The sequence below is a fragment of the Pseudorhodoferax aquiterrae genome, assembly GCF_014652235.1.
Lineage (GTDB): Bacteria > Pseudomonadota > Gammaproteobacteria > Burkholderiales > Burkholderiaceae_C > Pseudorhodoferax > Pseudorhodoferax aquiterrae.
Genome location: NZ_BMYK01000018.1, coordinates 36,837 through 52,618, shown reverse-complemented (window position 1 = coordinate 52,618; position 15,782 = coordinate 36,837). Strand labels below are relative to the sequence as shown.

13 protein-coding genes are annotated in these 15,782 nt (G+C 69.5%); 2 read left to right on the top strand and 11 right to left on the bottom strand.

Translation table 11 applies throughout. The annotated features are described in order from the left end of the window. Positions 1 to 21: 21 nt before the first annotated feature. Both IE209_RS22655 and IE209_RS22650 read right to left on the bottom strand, forming a co-directional pair. Positions 22 to 1,440 (bottom strand): FAD-binding oxidoreductase, encoded by a 1,419-nt coding sequence (locus tag IE209_RS22655; protein ID WP_189689184.1) that lies wholly within the window; start codon positions 1,438 to 1,440, stop codon positions 22 to 24. After that, on the bottom strand, positions 1,437 to 2,441 hold the full coding sequence (locus IE209_RS22650) for a Bug family tripartite tricarboxylate transporter substrate binding protein (protein ID WP_229883005.1): 1,005 nt from the start codon (positions 2,439 to 2,441) through the stop codon (positions 1,437 to 1,439). Before IE209_RS22650 ends, IE209_RS22655 begins: the two co-directional genes overlap by 4 nt. Positions 2,442 to 2,680: 239 nt before the next feature. Between IE209_RS22650 and IE209_RS22645 the strand changes: the two genes are divergently transcribed. Then, positions 2,681 to 3,586 carry a LysR family transcriptional regulator gene (locus IE209_RS22645; protein ID WP_229883004.1) on the top strand — a complete coding sequence of 302 codons (906 nt, stop codon included), beginning with the start codon at positions 2,681 to 2,683 and terminating at the stop codon, positions 3,584 to 3,586. A 19-nt stretch (positions 3,587 to 3,605) separates the two neighbouring features. Here the strand turns inward: IE209_RS22645 and IE209_RS22640 are convergent, their stop codons facing one another. The 9 genes from IE209_RS22640 to IE209_RS22600 all read right to left on the bottom strand — a co-directional run bounded on the left by IE209_RS22640 (position 3,606) and on the right by IE209_RS22600 (position 13,276). Next, positions 3,606 to 4,397, bottom strand: a complete 792-nt coding sequence (locus tag IE209_RS22640) for an SDR family NAD(P)-dependent oxidoreductase (protein WP_189689183.1) — start codon at positions 4,395 to 4,397, stop codon at positions 3,606 to 3,608. Positions 4,398 to 4,608: 211 nt separating this feature from the next. Beyond that, positions 4,609 to 5,961 carry an LLM class flavin-dependent oxidoreductase gene (locus tag IE209_RS22635; RefSeq protein ID WP_189689182.1) on the bottom strand — a complete coding sequence of 451 codons (1,353 nt, stop codon included), beginning with the start codon at positions 5,959 to 5,961 and terminating at the stop codon, positions 4,609 to 4,611. 190 nt (positions 5,962 to 6,151) lie between these two features. Further along, positions 6,152 to 6,748, bottom strand: a complete 597-nt coding sequence (locus IE209_RS22630; protein WP_189689181.1) for a malonic semialdehyde reductase — start codon at positions 6,746 to 6,748, stop codon at positions 6,152 to 6,154. Between the two features lie 173 nt (positions 6,749 to 6,921). Then, a complete protein-coding gene (gene azu, locus IE209_RS22625) occupies positions 6,922 to 7,380 on the bottom strand; it encodes an azurin (protein WP_189689180.1) in 459 nt (152 codons plus the stop codon). A gap of 78 nt (positions 7,381 to 7,458) precedes the next feature. Then, positions 7,459 to 8,700, bottom strand: coding sequence for a M20/M25/M40 family metallo-hydrolase (locus tag IE209_RS22620; RefSeq protein ID WP_189689179.1), 1,242 nt, complete (start codon positions 8,698 to 8,700; stop codon positions 7,459 to 7,461). After that, positions 8,697 to 10,475, bottom strand: coding sequence for a 2-oxo-4-hydroxy-4-carboxy-5-ureidoimidazoline decarboxylase (gene uraD, locus IE209_RS22615; RefSeq protein WP_189689178.1), 1,779 nt, complete (start codon positions 10,473 to 10,475; stop codon positions 8,697 to 8,699). The genes IE209_RS22620 and uraD overlap by 4 nt, the downstream gene beginning before the upstream one ends. Positions 10,476 to 10,477: 2 nt before the next feature. Continuing rightward, positions 10,478 to 11,437, bottom strand: coding sequence for an allantoinase PuuE (puuE, locus tag IE209_RS22610; protein WP_189689177.1), 960 nt, complete (start codon positions 11,435 to 11,437; stop codon positions 10,478 to 10,480). A gap of 24 nt (positions 11,438 to 11,461) precedes the next feature. Beyond that, positions 11,462 to 12,187 (bottom strand): GntR family transcriptional regulator, encoded by a 726-nt coding sequence (locus IE209_RS22605; protein ID WP_189689176.1) that lies wholly within the window; start codon positions 12,185 to 12,187, stop codon positions 11,462 to 11,464. A gap of 168 nt (positions 12,188 to 12,355) precedes the next feature. After that, positions 12,356 to 13,276 carry a LysR family transcriptional regulator gene (locus tag IE209_RS22600; RefSeq protein WP_189689175.1) on the bottom strand — a complete coding sequence of 307 codons (921 nt, stop codon included), beginning with the start codon at positions 13,274 to 13,276 and terminating at the stop codon, positions 12,356 to 12,358. A gap of 706 nt (positions 13,277 to 13,982) precedes the next feature. On the opposite strand from IE209_RS22600, the gene gcl reads away from it, so the two are divergent. After that, positions 13,983 to 15,779: a glyoxylate carboligase gene (gene gcl / locus IE209_RS22595; RefSeq protein WP_189689174.1), complete on the top strand. Its 1,797-nt coding sequence runs from the start codon at positions 13,983 to 13,985 to the stop codon at positions 15,777 to 15,779. Positions 15,780 to 15,782 lie beyond the last annotated feature (3 nt).

The window sequence follows — 15,782 nt, the reverse complement described above, 5'->3', positions numbered from 1 at the left end:
AAGGAAGGAAGTGAGAGAGGTTCAGTGCTGGCGCGCCAGCACGCGGCCCGGGTTCAGGATGTCCAGCGGGTCGAAGGCGGTCTTCACCGCGCGCATGAGGTCCAGCGCCACGGGCGACTTGTGCAGCGGCAGCTTGTGGCGCTTGAGCTCGCCGATGCCGTGCTCGGCCGAGATCGAGCCGCCGAAGGCGCTCACGGTGTCGTAGACGATGGCCGTGATCTGCTCCTCGTGCTGCGCCACGAAGGCCTTGGAGTCGCCACCGGCCGGGGCCTGGATGTTGTAGTGCAGGTTGCCGTCGCCCAGGTGGCCGAAGTTGACGAAGCGCACGCCGGGCACCGCGGCCAGCAACGCGGCATCGGCCGCGCGCACGAAGTCGGGAATGCGCGAGACCGGGATCGAGATGTCGTGCTTGATGTTGAAGCCCTCCTCGACCTGGGCCAGCGTGATGCTTTCGCGGATGTGCCAGAGGTCGTGGGCCTGCTTCATGCTTTCGGCGACGATGGCGTCGGCCACGATGCCCTGCTCGAAGGCGGTTTCCAGCAGGCGCTCGAACAGGCCGCGTGCATGCGCCTCGGACTCGTGGTCCGAGATCTCCAGCAGCACGCACCAGGCGGTGTCACGCCACATCGGCACGCGCAGATGCGGGTAGTGCTGGTCCACCAGGCCCAGCGCGAACTGGTTCATGAGCTCGAAGCCCGTGAGCGCTGCGGCCAGGTGCTGGTGCGCCAGGCCCAGCAGGCGGTTCGCATCCTCCAGCGAGGGAACGGCGGCCCAGGCCGTCAGCTGCGCGGCAGGCCGGGGATACAGCCGCAGGGTCGCGGCCGTGATGATGCCCAGCGTGCCCTCGCTGCCGACGATGAGGTCGCGCAGGTCGTAGCCCGTGTTGTCCTTGCGCAGGCCCGCGAGGCCGTCCCATACCTGGCCCTGGGCCGTGACCACCTCCACGCCCAGGCACAGCTCGCGCGCATTGCCGTAGCGCACCACCTGGGTGCCGCCGGCATTGGTGGCCAGGTTGCCGCCGATGGTGCAGCTGCCCTCCGCGCCCAGGCTCAGCGGGAACAGGAAGCCGGCCGCATCGGCCGCCTCCTGCAGCGTCTGCAGGATGCAGCCGGCCTCGACCGTGATGGTCATGTTGTGCGCATCGATGCCGCGCACGGCCGCCATGCGGCGCAGGCTCAGCACCACCTGCGTACCGGTGTCGTCGGGCACCGAGCCGGCCACCAGACCGGTGTTGCCGCCCTGCGGCACGATGGCCACGCGTGCGGCCGCGCAGGCCTGCACCACGGCGGCGACCTCCTGCGTGGAGCCCGGCCGCACCACGCACAGCGCGCGGCCCTGGGCACGGCGGCGCCAGTCCTGCTCGTAGCCCGATGCGTCCTCGCCCGTCAGCACGTGGGCGGCGCCGACGATGTCGGCCAGCGTCTCGATCACCGTGCTCATTGCACCGTCACGCCGGCGTTCTTGATGATGGCGCCCCAGTGCTGGTACTCGTTGCGCGTGAAGTCGCGGAACGCGGCGGCCTCCATGAGCCGCACCTCGCCGCCCAGCGCCGTCACGCGGGTCTTGAAGTCGGCGCTGCCGGCAACCTTGAGCGTGGCGTCCTGCAGCCGCTTGAGGATGGACGGCGCCGTGCCCTTGGGCGCCAGCACGCCGTTCCAGGTGGCGGTCACGAAATCGGGGTAGCCGCTTTCCTTCATGGTCGGCACATTGGGCAGGGCCGGCAGGCGCTCGGCCGAGGTCACGGCCAGCGCGCGCAGCTTGCCGGACTGCACGAAGGGCAGCGCGGGCGTCACGTTCTCGAAGATGAAGTCGATCTGCCCGCCCATGAGGTCGGTCAGCGCCGGTGCGCTGCCCTTGTAGGGCACGTGCAGCAGGTCCAGCTTGGTGGCGGTCTTGAACAGTTCGCCCGACAGGTGCACGGTCGAGCCCGTGCCCGGCGAGCCGTAGCTCAGGCCCGCGCCGCGCTTGCGTTCGGCCGCCACGAACTCGGCCACCGTGCGCACGGGCGTCCTGCCCTCGTTGACGACCAGCACATTGGGAATGCTGGTGACGAGCGCCACGTACTCGTAGTCCGCCAGGTTCTTCTCGCCCAGGTTGCGGTACAGGCTCTGGTTGATGGCCTGGGTGCCGGCCGTGCCGAACAGCAGTGTGTAGCCGTCGTTCGGTGCGCCTGCCACGCGGCTGGCACCGATGGAGCCGTTGGCGCCGGCCAGGTTCTCCACGATCACGGGCTGGCCCAGTTGCTCAGCCAGCCCCTGGGCCAGCATGCGCGCGATGAGGTCGGTGTTGCCGCCCGGCGCGAATGGCACGACCAGCTTGACGGGCTTGTTCGGGTAATCGCCCTGGGCGAAGGCCGGGGCGGCGAGGCCCGCAGCCAGCAGCGCCAGCGTGGCGAGGAAGTGCTTGCGCGTGGGGGTCTTGGACAGCAGGGAACGGGTCATCGGAAGGGTCTCGGGAGTCGGTGCGCGGCCTGCACGGCCGGCGCAAAAACACGGATGTTTCCGACAAGCGGTCTTGAGATCAATCAATGTTTCGGAAGGAGTTCATTCGTCTTTGGAATGAACCATTGCGGGAAACACGTAGACAGCGGCCCGCTAGAATCGCGCGCAACGCGGTTATTTCCCTCTCGGGAGCCGAGCCGGGCCGCGCTCAAGTGCGCGGACTCCGCCCCCACAAGTTCATGCACGCACGGAAATACCTACCCTCCATGGGCTTGCTGGTGGCCTTCGAGGCCTGCGCGCGGCTGCAGAAGTTCACGGCGGCCGCCGAGGAGCTGAGCCTGACCCAGAGCGCCGTGAGCCGGCAGATCCGCGCGCTGGAGGACATCGTCGGCGTCGAGCTGTTCGCGCGCGAACGCCAGACCGTGCGCCTGACCCCTGCCGGCGAGGCCTATGCCGGGGAACTGCGCCAGGCCCTGCACGCGATCGCGCAGGCCACGCTGCGCCTGAAGGCCAGCCCCGGCGCGGGCACGCTCACACTGGCCATCCTGCCGACCATGGGCACGCGCTGGCTCGCGCCGCTGCTGCCGGACTTCACGCGCCAGAACCCCGGCGTGACGCTGAACCTCGTGACGCGGCTGCAGCCCTTCAACATGGAAGCCGAGGGCGTGGACGCTGCCCTGCACTACGGCGCGCCCGAATGGCCACGCGCCGAACTCGACCTGCTGTTCGACGAAACCGTGGTGCCGGCCTGCGCACGCGCGCTCAAGGCGCAGCACGGCTTCGCGGTGCCGGCCGACCTGCTCGGCGCGCCGCTGCTGCATCTGGCCTCGCGGCCGCAGGCCTGGGCCGACTGGTTCACCGCGCAGGGGCTGGCCGCCGCCGGCGGCGCTGGGATGAACGTCGATCAGTTCGCCACCGCCATGCAGGCCGCCGCCGCCGGACTGGGCGTGGCGCTGCTGCCCGAATTCCTGTTCCAGGAGGAACTGGCGCGGGGCGACCTGGTTTCGGCCGTCGACGTGCGCAGCCGCAGCGCCGGCCGTTACTACCTGGCCTGCGCCGCCCACCGGGCCTGGTATCCGCCGCTGACCGCGTTCCGCCACTGGGTCCGCGAGCAGGCGGCGCGCACGGCGGCGACGTGGGCCTGAACACCCCTGCCCGCCATCGTCAGAACGCGCTTTTGACGACGCCCCCGTCCACCCGCAGCGCCGCACCCGTGGTCGCCGAGGCGAGCGGACTGGCCACATAGGCCACCAGCGAGGCCACTTCCTGCGGCGCGGCGAAGCGCCGGATCAGCGAGGTCGGGCGCACCTTGTCGAAGAACTCCGCCTCGACCTGCGCGAAGCTCCTGTCGCTGGAGCGCGCCATGCCTTCCACGAAGTCGCCGACGCCGCGCGATTTCGTCGGCCCCGGCAGCACGCTGTTCACGGTGATGCCGGTCCCGGCAACGGACTCCGCCAGGCCGCGCGCGACGGCAATCTGCGCGGTCTTGGTCACGCCGTAGTGGACCATCTCGGTCGGGATCTGCACCGCACTCTCGCTCGAGATGAAGACGATCCGCCCCCAGTTCTCGCGCTTCATCTGCGGCAGCACCAGGCGTGCCAGGCGCACGCCGCTCAGCACGTTGACGTCGAAGAAGCGCAGCCAGTCCTCGTCGGGGATGTCCTCGAACGCCTTGGCTTCGAAGATGCCCAAGTTGTTGACCAGGATGCCGATGCCGGGGTGGCGCCGCACGAGTTCCTCGGCCGCGTCGGCCCGGCTGAGGTCGGCGGCGTGGCCGAGCACCTGGCCTTGCGTCTCGGTGCGGATGCGTTCCACCGCCTCGTCCACGGCCGCCTGCGACCGGCCGTTGACGATGACGCGCGCGCCCTCCTGCGCCAGCGTGCGTGCGATCGCATAGCCGATGCCGGCGGTGCTGCCGCTCACCAGGGCCAGCTTGCCCTGCAGTTGAAGATCCATGTCGATGCTCCCGGGTCTGGTTGACAAATGGGCGTCCGTGGCATGGCGCCAGGCCGATCATGACGCGCGCCTCGCCGGCGCGTCCATAACTTCGACCATGGCCGCCATGACCTGCCGGGGCGCCTACTCCATGGACCTGCGTTTTCACAGCCCGTGGTACAGGCGGGACGGAGCGCCGCTGGCAACCGAGCGAGTCGCTATAGGCCCCGTCTCAGGCCGCCGCCCGCTGCGCCTGCGCGAACGCGTTGCCCGGCCGCTCCAGCCCCAGGTTCTCGCGCAGCGTGCGGCCTTCGTAGGCGGTGCGGAACAGCCCGCGCCGCTGCAGTTCGGGCACGACCAGATCCACGAACTCGTTCAGCGAGGCCGGGAGCACCGGCGGCATCACGTTGAAGCCATCGGCCGCACCGTTCTCGAACCACTCCTGCATGCGGTCGGCGATCTGCGCGGGCGTGCCCACCACGACCCAGTGGCCGCGCGCGCCGGCCAGGTACTCGTAGAGCTGGCGGACCGTGAAGCGCTCGCGCCGTGCCAGTTCCAGCACCACCTGGGTGCGGCTCTGGATGCCCTTGGGCGCCTCGGGGATGTAAGGCGGCGGCGCGTCCAGGTCCCAGCGGCTGACATCCTCGCCGGGCCAGAACGGCGCGATCGCGGCCAGGCCCACGGCCGGATGGATCAGAGCCTGCAGCTCGGCCCACTTGGCCTGCGCCTCCTCTTCGGTGCGGCCGATCACGGGCGAGATGCCGGGCAGCACCAGCAGTTGCTCGGGCCGGCGGCCGTATTTGGCCATGCGGCCCTTCACATCGCCGTAGAAGGCCTGGGCCTCCGCCGGGCTGGTCCAGGCCGTGAAGATGGCCTCGGCCGTGGCGGCGGCCAGCTCCTTGCCGTCCTCCGACGAGCCGGCCTGCACGATCACGGGGTAGCCCTGGGGCGGGCGCTCCAGGTTCAGCGGACCCTTGACCCGGAAATGCTTGCCCACGTGGTTCAGCGCATGCAGCTTGGCCGGATCGAAGTAGACGCCCGAGGCCGCATCGCGCACGAAGGCGTCGTCCTCGAAGCTGTCCCACAGGCCCTTGACCACCTGCACGAACTCGTGCGCGCGCTCGTAGCGCAGGGCTGGGTCCGGGTGCGCGTCCAGGCCGAAGTTGCCGTGCACGTTGTCGGCGCTCGTGGTCACCACGTTCCAGGCCGCGCGGCCCTTGCTGATGTGGTCCAGCGAGGCGAACTTGCGGGCCAGCAGGTAGGGGTCTTCGTAGGTCGTCGAGGCCGTGGCGACGAAGCCGATGTGCTTGGTGACGGCCGACAGCGCGGCCCACAGCGTGACGGGCTCGAAATAGGACACGCGGCCCTGGCGGCGCAGCGCCTCCTCGCCGCCGCGGAAGCCGATGCCGGGGCTGTCGGCCACGAAGACCTGGTCGAACAAGCCGCGCTCGGCGGTCTGCGCGACCTCGATGTAGTGGTCGATGTTGACACCCGAGTCGATCTGCGAACCCGGGTGGCGCCAGGCCGCGATGTGGTGGCCCGTGGCCATGATGAAGGCGCCCAGGCGCAGTTTGCGTTGTGTCATCTCAGCCTTCCATTGCGCTGGCGCGCGATTCGCAGAACACGAAGCCGGCTCGCAAGCCGCAGGTCGAGGGGCCGCGGAGCAGGCCATGCCAGTGCACCCGCGGAACGGGCTCCGGCCGGCCGCCGGGTGCGCCCCTTGAGGGGTATCGGATGGCTACACGCAGTGAGCCAGCCAGACGGGGTGGTGTCATTCAGACAATCCTCGCGGCGTCGGCGAAGGCCAGGCGCGGGCCGCGCGCGAAGGTCGCGCTGTGGTCGGCCACACCCAGGTTCACGAGGAAGTTGGCGGTCCAGCGGCCGTCGGGGAAGAAGGCGGCATCCACGGCCTTGGCGTCGAAGCCCGACTGCGGGCCGGCGTCCAGGCCCAGCGCGCGCGCCGCGAGGATCAGGTAGGCGCCCTGCAGGCTGCCGTTGCGCAGCGCCGTGGTGTCGGCCAGCTGGGCGTTGCCGTCGAACAGCGGCTTGGCATCGTAGGCCGGGAACTGCGTGGGCAGGTGGTCCTGGAAACGCCGGTCCTGCGCCACGACCACGGTCACGGCGGCCGATTCGGTCTGCTTCCAATTGCCCTTGGATACGGCCGTCAGCAGCTTGGCCTTGGCCTCGGCGCTGCGCACGAACACATAGCGTGCAGGCTGGGCGTTGAAGGCCGTCGGCCCCCACTTGAGCAGGTCGTAGAGCTGGTGCAGCGTCGCATCGGACACGGGCACAGGCTGGAATGCGTGCACCGTGCGGGCCTGGCGGAACAGGCGGTCCAGCGCGGCATCGGACAGCGGTGAGAGATCGGACATGCGGGCTCCTGGCGCGCCGCCACCGCCGGCGGCGGGGCCAGGGCGCGCGAGCCGCCCATTGTTCGAAGGCGGTCCCGCCAACCCAACGAAGCTTTTCGCGCAAGCTTATGCGCGCGCCAGAAAAAAAGCGGCTGCAGACCAGGTCCGCAGCCGCTGGCGCACGAGCGTCCGGCCTACTTGGCCAGCGTCAGCGTGCCCTTCATGAGGGCCGAGTGGCCCGGGAAGGAACAGAAGTAGCTGTAGGCCTCGCCGACCTTGAGCTTGGCCACGTCGAAGCTGACCGAGGCGCTCTCGCCGCCGCCGATGATCTTGGTCGCGGCGATCACGCGCGCATCGCCGGGCTTGAGGTAGTCATTGGGCAGGCCGGCGGCGATGCCGTCGCTGGCCACGCCGGCCATGTCGGCCGTCTTGGCCAGCACCCAGTTGTGGCCCATGGACGCCTTCGGCAGCTTGCCCACATGCTTGAGCGTGAGCTTGAACTGCTTGCAGCTCGCCGGCACGGAAAGCTGGGCCTTGGTGAACTGCATGGCGTCGGTGCTGTCGATCTCGGCCTCGCAGGGGCCGGCGGCCAGGGCCGGGCCCGCCAGCACGCAGGCCGCGGCCAGCGCCAGGGTATTGCGTCGAATGCGCATGTCTTGTCCTCTCGGGTTTCTTGGGAAGGGTGTGGGACGGACTCTAGGACCGACGCAGCGCTGGGGCCTTGATGTGGATCACGCCTTGAGCAGATCGAACAGCGTGCGCGCCACCACCTTGGTGGCGCGGCGCAGGTCTTCCAGCACGATGTGCTCGTCGGCGCGCTTGGCGTTGGACTCGAGCACCGTGCGCGGGCCGGCGCCGTAGATCACGGCCGGGATGCCGCGCTCGCTGAACAGCCGCGCATCGGTGTACAGCGGCGTGCCCGAGGCCTTGACGGGTTCGCCGAACAAAGCCGTGGCATGGCTGCACAGCGACTCGACCAGCGGCGCATTGCCGGCCAGCGGCTTCATCGCGTGGGCCAGCAGCAGACGCTTGATCTCCACGCTGATGCCAGCCTGGCCCGCAGCCGCCTGCTCGATCAGACCGCGCAGCCGGGCTTCCACGGCGACCGGGTCTTCCTCGGGGATCATGCGGCGGTCGACCTTGATCACGACCTTGCCGGGCACCACGTTGGTGTTGGTGCCGCCCATGATCTGGCCCACGTTGATGTAGCCGTGGTTGATGCCGTCCACCGCGCTCTTGGTCTTGCGCAGCTCGCCGTTCTCGGCGTACAGCGCGGTCAGGATGCGGTTGGCGGCCTGCAGCGCGTCCACCGCGGTCTCGGGCACGGCCGCATGGCCCATCTTGCCGTGCACCGTGACCTCCAGCTGCAGGCAGCCGTTGTGCGCAGTGACGACCTGGTAGCTGAAGCCGGCCGCGATCTCGAGGTCAGGCTTGGTGGCGCCCTTTTCCAGCAGCCAGGCCGGGCCGAGTTCGCCGCCGAACTCCTCGTCGTAGGTGAACAGCAGGTCCACACCGCCGGCCAGCGGCACGCCGGCCGCTTCCAGCGCGCGCGTGGCGAAGCTGAAGGTCGAGAAGTCGCACTTGCTGACGGCCGCGGCACGGCCGTAGAGCTTGCCGTCCACGACCTCGCCGCCGTAGGGATCGTGCGTCCAGCCTTCGCCGGGCGGCACCACGTCGCCGTGGGCGTTCAATGCAACCACGCGGCCGCCCGGGCCGTAGCGGCGCTGCACCACGAGGTTGGTGATGGACGCAAGGCCATGTTCCTTGACGGTGGCGGCCGGCACTTCGTGGGCCTGGGCGGCGAAGCCGAACTCCTTGAGCAGCGCGGCCGTGCGCAGCGCGTGCGGCGTGTTGTTGCCGGGCGGCGTGTCGGTGGGCACCTGCACCAGGGCCTGCAGGAAGCGCACCTGCTCGTCGAAGTGGGCGTCGACCCAGCGGTCGAGGGCGTCGTAGGGGGTGTTCGTCGTGCTCATGCTTGTTCGCTCGCGAGTTGGGTCAGAAGGGTCTGGAACGCGCGCACGCTGAGTTCCATGTCGTGGTTGGTGGTCGATTCCAGCGGGTTGTGGCTGATGCCGGCGTTCTCGCCGCGCACGAACAGCATGGCCTGGGGCATGACTTCGTGCAGCTTCATGGCGTCATGGCCCGCACCGCTGGGCATGCGGTACAGCGGCAGGCCCAGGGCCTGCACGGCGCGCTCCCAGCGCTGCTGCCAGGCCGGTGCGCTGGGCGCGGCCGAGGCGCGCATGGTCTGCTCCACATGGTGGTGCACGCCGCGGCGTTCGCAGATGGCCTGCAGCTCGGCCAGCACGTCGCGCTCGCAGGCGTCGCGCGCTTCGTTGGTCGTGGCGCGGATGTCCAGGCTGAACCTGCAGCGGCCCGGCACCACGTTGATGGAACCGTTGGGCACCTCGAGCATGCCCACGGTGGCGACCAGGTGCGGCTCGGCCGCGGCGCGCTTTTCCATGAACAGCACGAGCTCGGCCACGGCCGCGGCCGCATCGCGCCGCCGGTCCATGGGCGTGGTGCCGGCGTGGCTGGCCATGCCGACGACCTCGCCGACGTAGCGCACGCTGCCGTTGATCGAGGTCACGATGCCCAGTGGCAGGTCCGTCTCGTTGAGCACGGGGCCCTGCTCGATGTGGACTTCGACGAAGCCCAGGTAGCGCGCAGGATCGCGGCGCAGGCCGGCGATGTCCTCCACGCGCAGGCCGGCATGCGCGATGGCTGCGCGCATGGGGATGCCGTCGGCATCCTGCTGGTCCAGCCAGGCGGGGTCGAAGTCGCCGGTCAGCGCACCCGAGCCCAGGAACACGGCCTTGTAGCGCTGGCCCTCCTCTTCCGCGAAGCCCACGACCTCGAAGCCATAGGGAAGCCGCTTGCCGGCGCGGTGCAGTTCGCGCACGCAGGCCATGGGCACAAGGATGCCGAGCCGGCCGTCGTACTTGCCGCCATTGCGCACGGTGTCGTAGTGGCTGCCGGTCAAGAGGCGGGGGGCATTGCGGTCCGTGCCGTGGTAGATGCCGACCACGTTGCCGACCGCGTCGATCGTGACCTCGTCGAAGCCGCAGTCCTCGCGCATCCAAGTGGCCAGCTGGGCCGCACAGGCGCGGTGCGCATCGGTCAGGTAGGTGACGGTGAGTTCGCCGCGCTCGGCGTAGCCGGGGTCGGTGTGGACGGCCAGTTGCTCGGCCCAGTCCCAGACCAGGTTGCCCAGCACGGGCGCCTGGCCGAACTTGTCGTCCAGCCGGATCTCGGCGATGCGGTGGATCGCACGCAGCGCCTCGGCGAACTCGTAGTCGGGGTGGTGGTTGAGCCGGCGCTGCACCGTGGCGATGATCTGCTGCTTGGTGAGCCCGGTGCCACGCGGCCCGCGCACGGGCATGATGAACGGAAAGCCGAAGCGCGCGTTGTACTGCGCGTTGAGCCGGCCGATCAGTGCGAGTTCATCGGGCGTGCAGTTCGTGAGGCCCGCCTTGCTCTGCTCGTTGGTCGATTCGGCCGTCAGGCTGTTGCTGGCCATGGCCTTGCCGGCCAGCTCCGGGTGGGCGCGCACCAGCGCCATCTGCCGGTCGCGGCCGGCGCGGCGCACCGATTCGGCCAGCGCCGCCTTGAGCGCGGCCAGCGAGGCAAAGGGCCGCGCGGCCCAGGCGCCTTCGGCGACCCAGGGCGAATGTTCGTAGGTGCCCTCCAGCAGGGCGACGAAGTCGGCCTGCGTGGCGGTGTTGAGTTGCTCCAGCGTGAGCGGCATGTTCACTCCCAGACAAAGGCGGTGTTGGCATCGAAGGGATGCACCTGCTTCCAGTGGCGCGCGATGTCGATGCGGCGCGTGATCCAGACCCGCTCGTGCGACTGCACATGGTCCAGGAAGCGCTGCAGCGCGCGCATGCGGCCGGGCCGGCCGAGCAGTCGGCAGTGCATGCCGATGCTCATCATCGCGGGGCGTTCGTCGCCCTCGGCGTAGTGCACATCGAACGCGTCGCGCAGGTACTCGAAGAACTCGTCGCCATGGCTGAAGCCCTGCGGCAGCGCGAAGCGCATGTCGTTGCAGTCCAGCGTGTAGGGCACGACCAGGTGCGGCGCGAGGCTGCCGTCGGTCTTTTTCACGCGCAGCCAGAACGGCAGGTCGTCGCCGTAGTAGTCGCTGTCGTATTCGAAGCCGCCATGGTCGGCCACGAGGCGGCGCGTGTTGGGGCTGTCGCGGCCCGTGTACCAGCCCAGCGGCATCTGGCCCGTGATGCGCTGGATGATCTCCATGCCGCGCTCCAGGTGCTCGCGCTCCACCGAAGGCGCGAGGTTCTGGTAGTGGATCCAGCGCCAGCCGTGGCAGGCGATCTCGTGGCCCAGCTCGACGAAGGCGGCCGTGACCTCGGGGCAGCGCTCCAGCGCCATGGACACGCCGAACACCGTGAGCGGCAGGCCGCGCCGTTCGAACTCGCGCAGCAGCCGCCACACGCCCACGCGCGAGCCGTACTCGTAGATGCCTTCCATGGACAGGTGGCGGTCCGGGTAGGCGGCGGGGTTGAACATTTCCGAGAGGAACTGCTCGCTGCCGGCATCGCCGTGCAGCACGGAGTTCTCGCCGCCCTCCTCGTAGTTCAGCACGAACTGCACGGCCACGCGGGCCCGACCGGGCCATTGCGCATGGGGCGGGTTGCGGCCGTAGCCGCGCAGGTCGCGCGGGTAGCGGGAAGCGGGGGTCGGGGATGCCATGGTCGTGGTCTGGTCTCTCGGGTTTCAGTGCCTGGGCCGCAGCACGGCGGCCAAGTCGGGGGTGCGTGGATCGAGCCGCAGGTTGCGCTCCACGCTCGTGATGTGCTGCTCCATGAGCCGGGCGGCGGCGCGGCCGTCGCGCTTTTCCAGCGCCTGGACGATCTCGATGTGCTCGGATTGCGAGTGCTCGGCCGAGTGGCCGCTCTGGTACATCAGCGCGATGAGTTGCGAGCGCGACAGCAGGTCGGCGATGAGTTCGGCCAGCACCTCGTTGCCGAGCAGCCGTGCCAGGATCACATGGAAATCGGCCAGCAAGCGCGTGCGGCCGCTCACGTCGGCGCGCTTGACCGCATCGCGCTCGTCCTGCAAATGGGCGCGCAGCTGCGCGATCTGCGCGTCGGTGATGCGGGCCGCGAGTTCGCGCGCCATGCCGCCTTCGACGAGGCGGCGCAGCTCGAACACCTGGCGCGCCTCCTCGGCCGACATGGTGGCCACGAAGGCGCCGCGCGCGGGCAGCAGCGTGACGAGCCGGCTGCGGCTGAGCTGGTTCAGCGCCTGGCGCACCACGGTGCGCGAGACCGAGAACACATCGGCGATCTGCTGCTCCACGAGCTTGGTGCCGGGCATCAGGCGCTGCTCGACGATGGCGCTCGTGATGGACTCGACGATCTGGTCCGTGGTGCTGGGCGCATCGCGCGGCGTGCGCACCGGTTCCACCAGGCGCAGGGAAGAGGCGGGCTTGCGGGGCATGATGGATTGAAGACGATTGATGCCTTTGATTGTGTACAGTAATTCGGGGTAGCGCAAGTCCCGTGCGGCGGGATGGGTATCGCCAGAGCGTCCCTCCTCCTCGGAGATGGCGAGTCTCCGCAGCAGAAGCCACCAAAAACTGAATACAGCGCCGCGCGAAAAGATGCCCTACTCGGCCTGCGCCAGATCGGCGCCCCACCATTCGCCCTGCAACTGCTGCTGCAGCCAGGCGATGAAGGCCGTGACCTTGGCCGGCACCAGCTTGGGCGAAGGAAACACCGCGTGCATCTCCTGCGAAGGCAAGGCATGGTCGGCCAGCAACTGCACGATGGAAGCCTCTGCATGGGCGCGGTGGGCCACGTACCAGGGCAGCACCGCCAGCCCCATGCCGGCGCGGCAGGCCGCCAGCAGGGCCGAGAGGTTGTTGGACTTGAGCACGGCGCGCACGGGCTGGGCCTGCTCCTCGCCCGTGGGCGTGACGAAGGGCCAGCGCGCATCGCCCTGCACGCTGCTGTAGACCAGGCAGTCGTGCCCGGCCAGGTCGGCGGGCCGCTGCGGCGTGCCGCGCGCGGCCAGATAGGCCGGCGCGCCGGCCAGCATCCAGGGGTTGCGGCCCAGGTAGCGCGCCCCGAGCGCCGAGTCAGCCAGCCGGCCCATGCGCACGGCCAGGTCCACGCCCTGCTCCACGAGGTTGACGTAGCGGTCGTCGAAGGACAGTTCCACCTGCAGCTGCGGATGCGCCTGCATGTAGCGCAGCACCAGCGGCACCAGCACGCGCCGGCCGAAGGCCACCGAGCAGTTGATGCGCAACAGGCCGCTGCCGCCGCCCTGCACCAGCGCGGCCACGCTGTCGGCCTCGTCGGCATCGCGCACCAGGGCCTTGCAGCGCTCGTAGTACAGCAGGCCGACCTCGGTCGGCGTCACGCCGCGCGTGCTGCGGTGCAACAGGCGCGCACCCAGCCGGCGCTCGGCCTCGGCCACGGCCTTGGTGGCCGTGGGCTGGGTGGTGGCCAGCTCGGCCGCGGCCTTGCTGAAGCTGCCCGTCTCCACGACGCGCACGAAGACCTGCATGGTCATGAGGCGGTCCATGTCAGTGCTCCCTTCCGCAAAGCGCCATGGTGGCCGAACGGGCCAGGGCCGAACGGTCCAGGGCCGAGCGCAGCGATGGCCCGAATGTGTCCCCGTACCCCGGGGCCCCTGTGCCCACGCCGAGGCGCGCAGGGGCCTGGGCGGCGCGGGGAACCACGCGCTTCAACATCTGACTCATTGCACTTGTTCGAGCTGAACGAACGCAGTGAGTGGTGCGAGTTGTGCAATGCGCCCAGGCCGCGAGCACCGCAGGTTGCCCGGAGCGCCAGCGGAGGGACGGGGGCACCGGGGTCGCCTTCTCTTTGGTTACTTTCTCTTGGCGAAACAAGAGAAAGTGACTGCACTGCCGGGGGCAATCCCGGCCTCTGGTGCTGGTGCGAACACGGTGCGTTCTATCGACCAAGACGTCTGATCGACGTGAGGAGGTGGGGGCTTCTCCCCCACACCCCGACCGACTTTTCTTGTCTCGCCAAGAAAAGTAGGCAAAAGAAGGCGTCCCCGGTGTCCCATTCGGGCCATCGCTGCGCTCGGCCTGGGGCTCGGGCCATCGCTGCGCTTGGCCGCTGTCTCCGTTCCGCTCATCCATGGGTTCAGTGTAGGCCCGCTTATTCCAACGCGGAATAGTTCATATCCACGCCCAGGCGTTCACGCCAGGCGCCTGCTTCACGACCATTGCCTCCGATTGCACCAACCCAGGAGACCTGCAATGGCGAAGATGAAGGCGGCGATGGCCGCCGTGCTCGTGATGGAGAAAGAAGGCGTGACCCAGGCCTTCGGCGTGCCCGGCGCCGCCATCAACCCGCTCTATGCGCAGCTGCGCGAGCGCCAGACCATCGGCCACGTGCTGGCGCGCCATGTCGAGGGCGCCTCGCACATGGCCGAGGGCTACACGCGGGCCAAGGCCGGCAACATCGGCGTGTGCATCGGCACCTCGGGCCCGGCCGGCACCGACATGGTCACCGGCCTGTACTCGGCCAGCGCCGACAGCATCCCGATCCTGTGCATCACGGGCCAGGCGCCGCGCGCACGGCTGCACAAGGAAGACTTCCAGGCCGTGGACATCGCCAGCATCGTCAAGCCCGTGACCAAGTGGGCCACCACGGTGCTGGAGCCGGCCCAGGTGCCGCGCGCGTTCCAGCAGGCCTTCCACCTGATGCGCTCGGGCCGCCCGGGCCCGGTGCTGATCGACCTGCCCTTCGACGTGATGATGGCCGAGATCGAGTTCGACATCGACACCTACGCGCCGCTGCCCGTCTACAAGCCGGCCGCCACGCGCGCGCAGATCGACAAGGCGCTGGACATGCTGGAGCTCGCCGAGCGCCCGCTGATCGTGGCCGGCGGCGGCATCGTCAACGCCGACGCGTCCGAACTGCTGGTGGAATTCGCCGAGCTGACCGGCATCCCCGTGATCCCCACGCTGATGGGCTGGGGCACCATCCCCGACGACCACCCGCTCATGGCCGGCATGTGCGGCCTGCAGACCAGCCACCGCTATGGCAACGCCAACATGCTGGCAAGCGACTTCGTGCTGGGCATCGGCAACCGCTGGGCCAACCGCCACACCGGCAGCCCCGAGGTCTACTGCAAGGGCAGGAAGTTCATCCACGTCGACATCGAGCCGACCCAGATCGGCCGCGTGTTCGCGCCCGACTACGGCATCGTCTCCGACGCCAAGGCCGCACTCCAACTCTTCGTGCAGGCCGCCCGCGAGCGCGCCGCGCAGCGCAGGCTGCCCGAGCGCTCTGCCTGGGCCGCCGAATGCCAGGACCGCAAGCGCGACGTGCAGTACCTGCGCAAGACCAACTACGACAGCGTGCCCATGAAGCCGCAGCGCGTGTACCAGTGCATGAACAACGCCTTCGGCAAGGACGTGACCTACGTCTCCACGATCGGCCTGTCGCAGATCGCCGCCGCGCAGTTCCTGCATGTCTACGGCCCGCGCCAGTGGATCAACTGCGGCCAGGCCGGCCCGCTGGGCTGGACCGTGCCCGCCGCGCTGGGCGTGCGCGCCGCCGATCCGGGCCGCAAGATCGTCGCGCTGTCGGGCGACTACGACTTCCAGTTCATGCTGGAGGAACTGGCCGTGGGCGCGCAGTTCAAGCTGCCCTACCTGCACATCGTCGTGAACAACAGCTACCTGGGCCTGATCCGCCAGAGCCAGCGCGGTTTCGGCATGGACTACTGCGTGCAGCTGGCCTTCGACAACATCAACACGCCGGCCGACGAGCCGGTGCGCAGCTACGGCGTGGACCACATGAAGGTGGTCGAAGGCCTGGGCTGCAAGGCCATCCGCGTGCACCGGTCCGACGAGATCGCGCCGGCCATCCGCCAGGCCGAGGCCTGGATGGAGGAGTACCGCGTGCCTGTCGTCGTGGAGGTGCTGCTGGAGCAGGTGACCAACATCGCCATGGGCACCGAGATCGACAACGTGGTGGAGTTCGAGGATTTGGCCACGAGCAAATCCGACGTGCCCACGGCCATCGCCGCCGCCATGCTGGATTGAGGG

Bases quoted from the DNA above. Each gene is read 5' to 3' on its own strand.
- IE209_RS22655 (WP_189689184.1), bottom strand. From the start codon at position 1,440: ATGAGCACGGTGATCGAGACGCTGGCCGACATCGTCGGCGCCGCCCAC.
- IE209_RS22650 (WP_229883005.1), bottom strand. From the start codon at position 2,441: ATGACCCGTTCCCTGCTGTCCAAGACCCCCACGCGCAAGCACTTCCTC.
- IE209_RS22645 (WP_229883004.1), top strand. From the start codon at position 2,681: ATGCACGCACGGAAATACCTACCCTCCATGGGCTTGCTGGTGGCCTTC.
- IE209_RS22640 (WP_189689183.1), bottom strand. From the start codon at position 4,397: ATGGATCTTCAACTGCAGGGCAAGCTGGCCCTGGTGAGCGGCAGCACC.
- IE209_RS22635 (WP_189689182.1), bottom strand. From the start codon at position 5,961: ATGACACAACGCAAACTGCGCCTGGGCGCCTTCATCATGGCCACGGGC.
- IE209_RS22630 (WP_189689181.1), bottom strand. From the start codon at position 6,748: ATGTCCGATCTCTCACCGCTGTCCGATGCCGCGCTGGACCGCCTGTTC.
- azu (WP_189689180.1), bottom strand. From the start codon at position 7,380: ATGCGCATTCGACGCAATACCCTGGCGCTGGCCGCGGCCTGCGTGCTG.
- IE209_RS22620 (WP_189689179.1), bottom strand. From the start codon at position 8,700: ATGAGCACGACGAACACCCCCTACGACGCCCTCGACCGCTGGGTCGAC.
- uraD (WP_189689178.1), bottom strand. From the start codon at position 10,475: ATGCCGCTCACGCTGGAGCAACTCAACACCGCCACGCAGGCCGACTTC.
- puuE (WP_189689177.1), bottom strand. From the start codon at position 11,437: ATGGCATCCCCGACCCCCGCTTCCCGCTACCCGCGCGACCTGCGCGGC.
- IE209_RS22605 (WP_189689176.1), bottom strand. From the start codon at position 12,187: ATGCCCCGCAAGCCCGCCTCTTCCCTGCGCCTGGTGGAACCGGTGCGC.
- IE209_RS22600 (WP_189689175.1), bottom strand. From the start codon at position 13,276: ATGGACCGCCTCATGACCATGCAGGTCTTCGTGCGCGTCGTGGAGACG.
- gcl (WP_189689174.1), top strand. From the start codon at position 13,983: ATGGCGAAGATGAAGGCGGCGATGGCCGCCGTGCTCGTGATGGAGAAA.